The organism is Acidovorax sp. CF316, from assembly GCF_000276605.1.
Classification (GTDB): Bacteria; Pseudomonadota; Gammaproteobacteria; order Burkholderiales; family Burkholderiaceae_C; genus Acidovorax.
Genome location: NZ_AKJX01000216.1, coordinates 1 through 11,148 on the forward strand (window position 1 = coordinate 1; position 11,148 = coordinate 11,148).

At 68.5% G+C, this 11,148-nt stretch carries 13 protein-coding genes; 5 read left to right on the forward strand and 8 right to left on the reverse strand.

Annotation, left to right across the window (positions count from 1 at the left end; all coding sequences use genetic code 11):
* Positions 1-72 precede the first annotated feature (72 nt).
* Both rlmB and PMI14_RS26585 read right to left on the reverse strand, forming a co-directional pair.
* Positions 73-819, reverse strand: a complete 747-nt coding sequence (rlmB, locus tag PMI14_RS26580) for a 23S rRNA (guanosine(2251)-2'-O)-methyltransferase RlmB (RefSeq protein WP_007859295.1) — start codon at positions 817-819, stop codon at positions 73-75.
* A 73-nt stretch (positions 820-892) separates the two neighbouring features.
* Positions 893-1,588, reverse strand: coding sequence for an ABC transporter ATP-binding protein (locus tag PMI14_RS26585; protein ID WP_007859298.1), 696 nt, complete (start codon positions 1,586-1,588; stop codon positions 893-895).
* A gap of 15 nt (positions 1,589-1,603) precedes the next feature.
* Between PMI14_RS26585 and PMI14_RS26590 the strand changes: the two genes are divergently transcribed.
* Complete coding sequence (locus PMI14_RS26590; RefSeq protein WP_035205909.1) at positions 1,604-2,275, forward strand: arylesterase; 672 nt, start codon at positions 1,604-1,606, stop codon at positions 2,273-2,275.
* Between the two features lie 69 nt (positions 2,276-2,344).
* On the opposite strand, the gene PMI14_RS34425 is transcribed toward PMI14_RS26590, so the two are convergent.
* The 3 genes from PMI14_RS34425 to PMI14_RS26605 all read right to left on the reverse strand — a co-directional run bounded on the left by PMI14_RS34425 (position 2,345) and on the right by PMI14_RS26605 (position 4,579).
* Positions 2,345-2,530 (reverse strand): hypothetical protein, encoded by a 186-nt coding sequence (locus PMI14_RS34425; RefSeq protein ID WP_081497407.1) that lies wholly within the window; start codon positions 2,528-2,530, stop codon positions 2,345-2,347.
* 72 nt (positions 2,531-2,602) lie between these two features.
* Entirely contained in the window at positions 2,603-3,832 is a 1,230-nt protein-coding gene (locus PMI14_RS26600) for a PLP-dependent transferase (RefSeq protein WP_035205914.1), read from the reverse strand.
* Between the two features lie 288 nt (positions 3,833-4,120).
* Positions 4,121-4,579: a BON domain-containing protein gene (locus PMI14_RS26605; protein ID WP_007859305.1), complete on the reverse strand. Its 459-nt coding sequence runs from the start codon at positions 4,577-4,579 to the stop codon at positions 4,121-4,123.
* Positions 4,580-4,707: 128 nt separating this feature from the next.
* Here PMI14_RS26605 and PMI14_RS26610 point away from each other — a divergent pair, with 128 nt between their 5' ends.
* The 4 genes from PMI14_RS26610 to PMI14_RS26625 all read left to right on the forward strand — a co-directional run bounded on the left by PMI14_RS26610 (position 4,708) and on the right by PMI14_RS26625 (position 8,974).
* Positions 4,708-6,417, forward strand: coding sequence for a SulP family inorganic anion transporter (locus tag PMI14_RS26610; RefSeq protein ID WP_007859306.1), 1,710 nt, complete (start codon positions 4,708-4,710; stop codon positions 6,415-6,417).
* A gap of 57 nt (positions 6,418-6,474) precedes the next feature.
* Complete coding sequence (locus PMI14_RS26615; RefSeq protein WP_007859307.1) at positions 6,475-7,242, forward strand: GGDEF domain-containing protein; 768 nt, start codon at positions 6,475-6,477, stop codon at positions 7,240-7,242.
* Between the two features lie 10 nt (positions 7,243-7,252).
* Positions 7,253-8,107, forward strand: coding sequence for a MinD/ParA family protein (locus tag PMI14_RS26620; protein WP_007859308.1), 855 nt, complete (start codon positions 7,253-7,255; stop codon positions 8,105-8,107).
* Between the two features lie 120 nt (positions 8,108-8,227).
* On the forward strand, positions 8,228-8,974 hold the full coding sequence (locus tag PMI14_RS26625; protein WP_007859309.1) for a sulfurtransferase: 747 nt from the start codon (positions 8,228-8,230) through the stop codon (positions 8,972-8,974).
* A gap of 21 nt (positions 8,975-8,995) precedes the next feature.
* Here PMI14_RS26625 and PMI14_RS26630 read toward each other — a convergent pair whose 3' ends face one another.
* The 3 genes from PMI14_RS26630 to PMI14_RS26640 form a co-directional block, all read right to left on the reverse strand.
* Positions 8,996-9,889: a pirin family protein gene (locus PMI14_RS26630; RefSeq protein ID WP_007859310.1), complete on the reverse strand. Its 894-nt coding sequence runs from the start codon at positions 9,887-9,889 to the stop codon at positions 8,996-8,998.
* A 78-nt stretch (positions 9,890-9,967) separates the two neighbouring features.
* On the reverse strand, positions 9,968-10,525 hold the full coding sequence (locus tag PMI14_RS26635; protein WP_007859312.1) for a flavodoxin family protein: 558 nt from the start codon (positions 10,523-10,525) through the stop codon (positions 9,968-9,970).
* Positions 10,526-10,576: 51 nt separating this feature from the next.
* Positions 10,577-10,990, reverse strand: a complete 414-nt coding sequence (locus PMI14_RS26640; RefSeq protein WP_007859314.1) for a DoxX family protein — start codon at positions 10,988-10,990, stop codon at positions 10,577-10,579.
* Positions 10,991-11,148 lie beyond the last annotated feature (158 nt).

Genomic DNA, 11,148 nt, shown 5'->3' on the forward strand with positions numbered 1-11,148 from the left:
GGGGGCGTCCCCCTCCCGCATCGCGCAGCGAGGCGAGAGAGGGGTGAAGGCGCGAAGCGACTCAGGGGGTGTTCACGTCCTCTGGCGCAGGGCCTCGTAGAGGCAGACGCCGCTGGCCACGGACACGTTGAGGCTTTCCACCGCGCCCTTCATCGGGATGCTGACCAGTTCGTCGCAGGTCTTGCGCGTGAGCTGGCGCATGCCGTCGCCCTCGGCGCCCAGCACCAGGGCCACGGGGCCCTTCAGGTCCACCTGGTAGACGGTCTTGGGCGCGTCGTCGCTGGTGCCGATGCACCAGATGTTGCGCTCCTTGAGCTCGCCCAGGGTGCGCGCCAGGTTGGTGACCATGAAGTACGGCATGGTCTCGGCCGCGCCGCTGGCCACCTTGGCCACCGTGGCATTGATGCCCACGGCATGGTCCTTGGGGGCAATGACGGCATGGGCGCCAGCACCGTCGGCCACGCGCAGGCAGGCGCCCAGGTTGTGCGGGTCGGTCACGCCATCGAGCACCAGCAGCAGCGGGTTCTCGACACCGGCGGCCTCGAGGTTCTCCAGCAGCTCGTCGAGCGAGGTGATCTGGGCCACGGGCTCCACGCGCGCCGCCACGCCCTGGTGGCCATGGCTGCCGGCCAGCTTGGCAATGCGCTCGCTGTCGGCTTCGATCAGGCGGGCACCGGCTTCGCGGGCCCGGTCGAGGAACTGGCGCATGCGCGCATCGCGCCGCGTGACCTCATAGTAGATCTCGATGACGGATTTCGGCGCGGTCTTCAGACGCACGCCCACGGCGTGGAAGCCGAAAAGAACTTTGGGGGAGGACATCCCCCGATTATCGGTTGCCCGCAAGAGCTATTCTTTTAATAGCGTCGAGCAGGCCGCCATCCGGCCTCAAAAATCAGTTCTCGGCGACCTGGCCGGCATCGATGGTGATGCGCCGCTCGCAGCGCGCGGCGATGCCGCGGTCGTGCGTGACCAGCACCAGCGTCGTGCCCTGTTCGCGGTTGAGCTCGAACATGAGCTGCATGATGGTCTCGCCCGTGGCGAAGTCCAGGCTGCCCGTGGGCTCATCGGCCAGCAGCACCGCCGGGTGCACCACGAAGGCGCGCGCCAGTGCCACGCGCTGCTGCTCGCCGCCCGACAGCACCTTGGGGTAGTGCGACAGGCGCTGGCCCAGGCCCACGCGGGCCAGCATGTCGGCAGCGGCCTTGCGTGCGTCGCGGCGGTTGGCCAGCTCCAGCGGCAGCATCACGTTCTCCAGCGCCGTGAGGTTGCCCATGAGCTGGAAGCTCTGGAACACGAAGCCGACCTTCTGCGCGCGCAGCGCGGCACGCTCGTCCTCGTCGATGGCGAACAGGTCATGCCCGTCCAGGCGCACCGTGCCGCGCGTGGGGGTATCCAGGCCGGCGATGATGGACAGCAGCGTGCTCTTGCCCGAGCCCGACGCGCCCACGATGGCCGCTGTTTCCCTCGGCGCCAGGCGGAAATCGATATCCCGCAGAATGTCCAGCGTACCGGTCGAATCCGTGACCGACTTGAAGACGTGTTCGACGGCAATAATGGGGGTCACGGGCGATGGGGAAGATTCGGACATGAAAGGTTCTTCGCTTTGATTCGAGATCTGCAGTATCGGCGCCACTTTATCCTCTCGGCAGGCATCCTGGGTTTGGCAGGGATTTGCGCCCCCGCCGCATGGGCCCAGGCCACAGCACCAGCATCTTCCGCGCCAGCCATCCTGGTGCTGGGCGACTCGCTGAGTGCCGAGTACGGCCTGGCCCGCGGCGCCGGCTGGGTGGCCTTGCTGGAAAAGCGCCTGCAGGAAGAAAAGATCGAGCGCCGCGTGGTCAATGCCAGCGTGAGCGGCGAGACCACGTCGGGCGGGCGTTCACGCCTGATCGCCCTGCTCGCCCAACACAAGCCTGCCGTGGTGGTGATCGAGCTGGGCGGCAATGACGCACTGCGCGGCCTGCCGCTGAAAAATACCGAAGAGAACCTGACTGCCATGACCGATGCGGCGCAAAAGGCCGGGGCCAAGGTCTTGCTGGTGGGCATGCAGGTGCCGCCGAACTATGGCACCGACTATGCCAACCGGTTTGCCGGCCTGTTCACCACCGTGGCCCAGGCCAAGAAGGTGGCCGTGGTGCCGTTTTTCCTCAAGGGCGTGGCCGATGGCCCGGACCCTACCCGCCTGTTCCAGGCGGACCGCATCCATCCGCGTGCAGAGGCGCACCCGCAGATGCTGGCCAACGTGTGGCCAGAGCTGAAGAAGCTGCTGCGCTGAGCGCCGTGCCTGCGGACCTGCCTGCTGCCTTGGTGGCGCGGCGGGTTGCCGGACACGGCGGTCGAAGGCTCAGCCGCCTTCTGCGCCCGTGGGCTGGTTGGCGCCTGGAGCGCCGTCGCCATTGCCACCGGCAGGCTGGTCACCCTGTGGGTCATCCGGCCTGCGCTGGGTTTTGGAACGCAGCTTCTCTTCTTTTTTTTGTTTTTTGGCGAGCTCGCGCTGGCGCTTTTCGTATCCGTAGTTGGGTGTTGCCAAGGTGTTTGCTTCCTGAAGTAGAGACCCACTGTAACAGCTAGGCCCCTGTTTGCCGACATACCCCCGCGCCCGTCAAGCGGGGGCAAAGGCCCGCTGCAGGGACTGCAGCAGGTCCTGGCGCAGATCCTCCACCGCCTCCAGCCCGATGGAAAACCGCACCAGCGTCCCGGGCTTCAGATGGGCCGCCGGCCGGCTGCGCATGCGGGCCAGGTCGTAGGGCACGACCAGGCTCATGGGCCCACCCCAGCTGTAACCCAGCTTGAACAGGCGCAGGCCGTCGCAGAAGGCGTCGACCTGCTCCTGGCTGTGGCGCGCATCGACGAGCACGCTGAACAGGCCCGCCGCCGCGCCTGCGCCACCATAGGCCGCGCCACACAGCGCCGCCCACTGCGCATGGCCCGGCGCACCCGCCAATGCCGGGTGCAGCACCTGGGCGATTGCGGGCTGCTGCTGCAGCCACTGCGCCAGGCTGCGCGCCGCCTCGTCGTGCGCGCGGTAACGCAGGCCGATGCTGGGCAGCGAGCGCAGCACCGCCTCGGCATCGTTGCCGCCGATGCCCAGGCCCAGGCGCATGTGGGTGAGCTTGAGTTTCATGTGGAGGGCTTCATCGCGTGTGACGATGCTGCCCATGAGCACGTCGCCGCCGCCGCTGGGGTACTTGGTGAGCGCATGCGCGGAAATGTCCACGCCCAGGGATCCATCCCCCAGCAGGTCGAACGGCGCGAAGGCCAGGCCCGCGCCCCAGGTGTTGTCCAGCGCCGTGGTCACGCCGCGCGCGCGGCAGATGCGCACCTGCTCGCACAGGTCGGGGAACTCCATGGTGACCGAGCCGGCCGCTTCGAGCCACACCAGGCGCGTGGCGGGCGTGATGCGCGCGGCCAGGTCGGCCGGGTCCAGCGGGTCGTAGACCGCATGCCCGATGCCGAAGCGGCGCAGCTCGCCGTGGATCAGGTCCTTGCTCGGGCCGTAGACGTTGTCGGGGATCAGCAGTTCGTCGCCAGGCTTGAGCAGGGCCAGCGCCACGTTGGCGATCGCCGCCAGGCCGCTGGGGACCAGCAGGCACTGCAGGCCGCCTTCCAGGGCGCACAGGCGCTCTTCGAGGATGAAGGTGGTGGGGGTGCCGTGCAGGCCATAGGTGTAGCCGCTCTTGTCCTTCCACTCGCGGCTGCGCATGGCGGCCACGTTGGGGAAGATCACGGTCGAGGCCTTGTAGACGGCGGTCTGGGGGGCCTGGAATCCCGCGGGCGGAAGGTAGTCGTGGTGGACGAGGCGGGAGGCGATGTCGGTGGCATGGTCTTGCATGCAGCCAATGGTAGCGCGCCGCACAAGGGTCAGCTTGTGCGGCGCGGCCCCTTTGCCGTGGCCCCTGTTCGGGGGGCAGGCAAAGGCCAGGGCATGGCCGAGGGCTTGCGTTGCACGCATCACTTGCCCGGGCGGTCTTCGAGTGCCAGTCCTCGCAATGAAGATGAAGGAGGCAGCCTGCTCGCTGCCCGACTGGCGGGTCGGAAGTCCATCCCTGCCCGGTGCGCGTGGGGTCCGGTCTCTTTACAGTCCCGGGGCCCGCTGCAAGCCGTCAGGTACGGCCGTGCCTTAGCTCGGTGTCACGGTCAACTGGTTGTTGACCGAGGTTACGCCCTTCACGGCGCTGGCGATCGTCTCTGCACGCTCCTTGGCAGCGGGCGTGGTGGCAGGGCCGTTGAGCGTCACGGAGCCGTTCACGGTGTCCACGTTGATCTTGATGGCGCTCAGGTCGGGGTCCTTGGCCAGGCCGGCGGACACCTGGGCCGTGATGGTCGCGTCGTCGATCTTTTCCATCGCAGTCTGCGAGCCTTGCTGCACCTTGGTTTCGGCGTTCTGCATGGCGGCCTCGGCCTTGATGCGGGCGTCGGTGGCAGCCTGCTCGGTGCGGCCAACGGCCGAATCCAGGCGCTGGCCCACGGTGGCATCCTCGGTCTTGCTGCAAGCAGCCAGGCCCAGCGCCAGGGCGCTGACGGCCAGCACGCTGGCGATGCGGTGGGTGGAACGCTGTGCGGTCTGTGCGGTGTTCATGGGAAAACTCCTTGCGGTTGAGAACATGGTTGGTACTTTAGGCAGCCGGGCCCGCGCCGCGGGTCGGAGAGCTCCGAAGTGGCTGTAGGACACCAGGCAGGCCTGCCGGGCGGGCGACAATCGGGGCCATGCCTTCCCTGCCGTCCCTGTCCCGCTGGTTTCCCTTTCTCGCCTGGCCCCGCCCCGACCGCCACCTCCTCAAGGGCGAGTTTTCCGCGGGCATGACCGTGGGGCTGATGCTGGTGCCGCAGGGCGTGGCCTATGCAGCCCTGGCGGGCATGCCGCTGGTCACCGGCATCTATGCCTCGCTGATCCCGGCCCTGGTGGCCGTGCTGTTCAGCTCCTCCACCCGGCTGGGCGTAGGGCCCACGGCGCTCACCAGCCTGCTGATCGGCGCCTCCCTGACCGGGCTGGCCGAGCCCGGCAGTGCGCAATGGGTGGCCCTGGCGGCGTGGATGGCCCTGCTCTCGGGCCTGCTGCAGCTGGTGATGGGGGTGGCCCGCTTTGGCTGGCTGCTCAACCTGGTGACCTCGCCGGTGCTCAGCGGCTTCACCCAGGCAGCGGCCCTGCTGATCCTGGCCTCGCAGCTGCGCGCCTTCACCGGCCTGCGCTCGGACCTCGGGGCGCTCTGGTCCACCCCGTCGCTGGGCCACTTCGACCTGGTGGCAGCGGCCTTCGGCGTGTGCAGCCTGGCCTTGCTGGTGCTGGCCCGGCGCTGGCGCCCGAACTTTCCGGCCGCCATCGTGGTCGTGGGCGCCGCCGGGGCGCTGAGCTGGGCGCTGGGCTACGCCGACGGCGGCGGCTCCGTGGTGGGCACCCTGCCCGAGGGGCTGCCCTCCCTGTACTGGCCGGGCCTGCTGTCCTGGTCGCAGTTTTCCGCCCTGGTGATGCCGGTGCTGGTGGTCACGCTGGTGAGCTTTCTCGAAACCGCCTCCAGCGCCAAGGTGGAGAGCCAGCGCTCGGGCGAGCGCTGGAACGAGAACCAGGACCTGATCGGCCAGGGCCTGGCCAAGATCAGCAGCGGGCTGTGCGGCAGCTTTGCCACCAGCGCCTCGTTCTCGCGCTCGGCCATCAACCTGTATGCCGGCGCGCGCACCGGCTGGGCCACGGTGTTCGCCATCGCCCTGGTGCTGGTGGTGCTGCTGTGGCTCACCCCCGCGCTCTACCACGTGCCGCAGTCGGTGCTGGCGGCCGTGGTGATCACGGCCGTGACCAGCCTCATCAAGCCGGCCACCCTGCTGCGCCTGTGGCGCATCTCCCGCGTCGAGGCCATGATGGCCGGCGTGACCTTTGCGCTGACCCTGGCCACCGCGCCGCGCATGTACTGGGGCGTGCTCGTCGGGCTGGTGATGAACCTGAGCCACTTTCTGTACCAGCGCCTGCACCCGCGCATCATCGAGGTGGGCCTGCACCCCGACGGCAGCCTGCGCGACCGCCACCTGTGGCACCTGCCGCCCCTGGCACCCCGCCTGCTGGCGCTGCGCATGGATGCGGAACTCGATTTCGGCTCCGCCAGCGCGCTGGAGCGGCACGTGACGGACCACCTGGCCATCCAGCCCGAAATCACCCACCTGTGCCTCATGGCCCAGCCCATCAACCGCATCGACATCACCGGGGTTGAAACCTTTGCCACGCTGCGCGCCCTGATGCAGGCGCGCGGCGGCATCCTGCACGTGAGCGGCATGAAGCTGCCGGTGGACCAGGTGCTGCGCCGGGCCGGTTTGCTCGAGCCCGGCCCGGGGCTGCAGATGTACCGCACCGATGCCGAGGCGCTGCTGGTGCTGCAGCAGATACCGGCAAATGCCCCTGCTCCCGGAAACCCGCTCAAAATCCCCTGAAACGGGTTCCCGGCCCCGCCTCGCTGCTACACTCAACGAACTCTGCCCTATCCATTTGTGTCTGACTCTGCGGCCTCTCATCTCGTAGACCTGCGCGATCTGCGCCTGGACATTGCACACGCGCTCGTGGCGCAGGCGGTCGGCAGCGAAGCGTCCCTGCAACGCGAAGCGCCGTCCCGCTACCTCCAAGGCCTGATCGACGGTCTGTGCGAGCTTTCCCTCAAGGACCCCCTCACCGGGCTGGCCAACCGTCGGCATTTTCGCGCCGTGCTCGAACGCGAGATCGACCGCGTGACGCGCTCTGGCGAGGCGGCCCTGCTGCTGATGCTGGACATCGACCACTTCAAGGCGGTCAACGACACCCACGGCCATTTGGCGGGCGATGTGGTGCTGCAGTCGGTGGCGCGCACCCTGAGCGCCTGCGTGCGCCCCATGGACACCCTGGCGCGCTATGGCGGCGAGGAGTTCGCCGTGGTGCTGCCCGCCTGCCAGGCGGCTTTTGGCAAGGTGGTGGCCGAGCGCATCCGCCGCGCCGTGGCCAATACGCCGGTCAGGATTTCGCCCTCCGTGGAGCTGAATGTCACGGTGAGCGTCGGCGGGGCCTTCGCCCTGCAATGGATCCGCTCGACCACCCTGCTGTGGACCGACCGGGCCGACCACCAGCTCTACCAGGCCAAATCGTCGGGCCGCAACCGGGTGAGCATCGAAGAGCAGCCCGACAGCACCGTCAGTGCCGAAGAAAAGAGCCTGTTGTTCGGCCCCTTGTACACCCCCTCGGGCTGGGGCGATCTGCCCCCGCTGGACCCAACAGGCAGCGCCAACTGAAAGTTAGAAGATGAGCGACGCGCTGTCCCCCCCACCCACATCCTCCGACGCCCCACCCTCGCCTGGACGCCCACCCGGCGCGGCGGCCACCGGTGCGCGCATCATTGCCATCACCAGCGGCAAGGGCGGCGTGGGCAAGACCTTCGTGTCGGCCAACCTGGCAGCGGCGCTCACGCGGCGCGGCCAGCGCGTGCTGGTGCTCGATGCCGACCTGGGCCTGGCCAACCTCGACGTGGTGCTCAACCTGCACCCCAAGATCACGCTGCACGACGTGTTCACCGGCAAGGCCCTGCTCGAGGACGCCATCATCCAGGCGCCCGGCGGCTTCGCGGTGCTGCTGGCCGGCTCGGGCATGGTGGAGTACTCGCGCCTCACGCCCGAGGTGCGCAACCAGTTCCTGAACGTGATCCAGGCGATCGCGCCGAACTACGACGTGATCCTGCTGGACACCGGGGCCGGCATCTCGGACGTGGTGCTGTTCTCGATTTCGCTGGCCTCCGAGGTGCTGATCGTGGCCACGCCCGAGCCGACCTCGCTGACCGACGCCTACGCCGCCATCAAGGTGCTGGCCATGCAGCAAAAGCGCCAGCATGTGCGCATGGTGATCAACCAGGCGGCCCGCCCGGGCGACGGCCGGGCCATCACCAGCCAGTTGCAGCAGGTGCTGGACCGTTTCGTGAGCACCGAATCGGGCCGTGCCGTGCGCCTGATCCACATGGGCGACATCCCGGCCGACCCCTCGGTGCGCGACGCCGTGATGCGCCGCCAGTTGCTGCTGCTCAATACACCGGGCTGTCCGGCCTCGCTGGCCATTGCCCAACTGGCCAACAAGATCGAGACCACGCTGCTGGTACCTACGGTCTGACGGCCCGGCGGGCAAGCCACCGCCGGCCGCCGCGCGACAATCAGGGCCCGCCGCCAGGAGAATGCCGCCTGGCGGACCCCTCCTTTTCCCATTCCGTGTGAACAACAGGCCATCGCCGTGATGAACGACGTCCTCAATATCTCCTGCTACAAGTTCGTGCCGCTGCCCGATGCGCAGGCGCTGCGCGACCTGCTGCACGAGCGTGCGCTGGCGGCGCAGCTCAAGGGCACGATCCTGCTGGCCGAGGAAGGCATCAACTTCTTCCTGGCGGGCACGGCCGACGCGGTGCGCGGCTTCGTCGACACCATGCGCACCGACGCACGCTTTGCCGACCTGGCCCCCAAGGAGAGCTGGTCGGACACGGTGCCGTTTCGCAAGATGCTGGTCAAGGTCAAGCGCGAGATCATCCGCATGGACCACCCCACGATCCAGCCCTCCACCGGCCGCGCCCCGGCCGTGACGCCGGCCACGCTGCACCGCTGGCTGGAGCAAGGCCATGACGACGAAGGCCGCGAGGTGGTGACGCTGGATACCCGCAATGCCTTCGAGGTGGACGAGGGCACGTTCGACAACGCCATCGACTGGCGCATCGACAAGTTCACCGAGTTCCCGCCGGCCCTGCGCGCCCACAAGGCCGAGCTGGCCGACAAGACCGTGGTGAGCTTCTGCACCGGCGGCATCCGCTGCGAGAAGGCGGCCATCCTCATGCGCGAGGAAGGCCTCGATCACGTCTATCAGCTCGAAGGCGGCATCCTCAAGTACTTCGAGGAAACCGATGGCGCCCACTACCACGGCGGCTGTTTCGTCTTCGACGAGCGCCGGGTGCTGGCTGCCGACCTCTCCACGGACACGCCGGAAAAGGCCTGACCAGGCCTTTCAGGCCTTTGCTCAATCCGCGCGGAAGCGGTGCTCCGGCAGCGGGATGAATTCCGTTTCTCCCGGCACCGGCTTCATGCGGCCGGCCTCCCAGTCGGCGGCCGCCTGGACGATGCGCTCCTTGCGGCTGGAGACGAAGTTCCACCACATGTGGCGCGGGCCGTCGAGCGCATCGCCGCCAATGAGCATCAGGCGCACGGCGCTGGCGCCAGCCTGCAGCCGCATGGGCGCCGCAGCCCCTGCGGGCAGCACCGCCAGGGTCTGGGCCACCAGCGGCTCGCCATTGAGCGACAGGTCGGCATCCACCGGGTAGAGCGCCATCTCCTGCGCCAGGGCCGGCAGCTCCAGCACCGCGCCCGCAGGCAGTTGCACGTCCAGGTACAGCGTGGGTGCATAGGTGGCCACAGGCGAGGTCTGGCCAAAGGCCGTGCCGATCAGCACGCGCACCACGGCCTCGCCCACCTGCACCTCGGGAATCGCCGCGGCCGGCGTGTGCACGAACGAGGCATCGACCTCCTCGGCCGCCACCGGCAGGGCCGCCCACAGCTGGATGCCGTGGTTCACGTAGGTGGTTTCCGCCAGCGACTCGGGCCGGCGCTCGGAGTGCACGATGCCCTTGCCGGCCGTCATCCAGTTGATGGCGCCGGGTTCGATCTGCTGCACATGGCCCAGGCTGTCGCGGTGCATGATGGCGCCGGAGAACAGGTAGGTCACCGTGGCCAGGCCGATGTGCGGATGGGGCCGCACGTCGTGCGCCGCGCCGGGCACCACCGACACCGGGCCGAAGTGGTCGAAGAAGATGAACGGCCCGACCGATCGGCACTGCACGGCGGGCAGCAGACGCCGCACGGTGAAGCCGCCGCCGAGGTCCTTGGCGTGGCCGGACAGGCGCAGGACGGCGCTCATGGACGTCCTCCAGCGGTGAGGGCGCGAAGGCGATGGCATCGTGGCATGGTGTGAGCTCCTGTGATCGTGGGGTTGGTGTCAGTCTTGGTGGAATCGGGCCGCCAGCTCGGCCACTCGCTGACCCAGCACGCGCGCGGTGTCCAGGTCGCCCGGGGCCATCTCGCCCGCCGAGGCGTCCGACGGCGACTGGGCCATGGCGCCACTGTAGGCACCCAGCCAGTTCACGTCGTTGCGCGTGGCGGTCTTGGAGTTCGACGGCAGCACGCCCGCCCCCACCCACAGGCCGCCATGCTGCATGGCCAGGTGGAACAGGTAGTCGAGCGTGATCTGCTTGTCGCCATTGGTGGCGGCGCTGTTGGTGAAGCCGGCGAACAGCTTGTTCTTCCAGGCCTGGCTGAACCAGGGCTTGGACGATGCGTCGGCAAAGCGCTTGAACTGCCAGCTCGGTCCGGCCATGTAGGTCGGCGAGCCGAAGATGATGGCGCTGGCGGCCGCCAGGCTTTCCCAGCCGCCCTCGGGCAGGCCGCCGTCCGCATCGATGGCGATCAGCTCGGCACCCGCACCATCGGCCACGGCCTGGGCCATGCGCTGGGTGTGGCCATAGCCCGAGTGGTAGACGACGGCGATCTGCGGCATGCGGCGGTTCCTTGCAAGGTCAAAGCGCCATCATGCCGCAGGATGGCGACGTCAGCGGGAAGAACGGCGCGCGTCCACGCTCCAGGCACCGGCGCCAAAGGCGGCCAGGGCCAGCAGGCCGCCGACGACGCCCACGTTCTTGAAGAACATCAGCTGCTGCATCATCTGCTTGTCGGCCGGCAGGGCCCAGTAGGCATGGAAGAAGAAGCTGGCCACCAGCGTGAAGAACGCCAGCGCCAGCGCGGCAAAGCGCGTGCCGAAGCCGAAGATCAGCGCCAGACTGCCCAGCACCTCCACGGCGGCGGCGATGGCAGCGGCCACGGTGGGCATGGGCAGGCCGACCGAGCTGATGTAGCCCACGGTGCCGGCAAAGCCGGTGAGCTTGCCGATGCCGGCGGGCAGGAACAGGGCGGCCAGCAGCAGGCGCGAGGCCAGGGCCAGGGGGTTTTGCAGGGAATTGAACATGGTGGACTCCTTCAGGTGACAGGTTAAAACAGTATGGGACAGCAAGGTATCAATTGCTCATGGCGCTGCGCGCCACTCGCGACGTATAAAACCGACGCGGCCAAGGCCAGTGCCCCCGTGCAAGGGCCGCCCCGCCGCACTGGGGGCGTCCCCCTCCC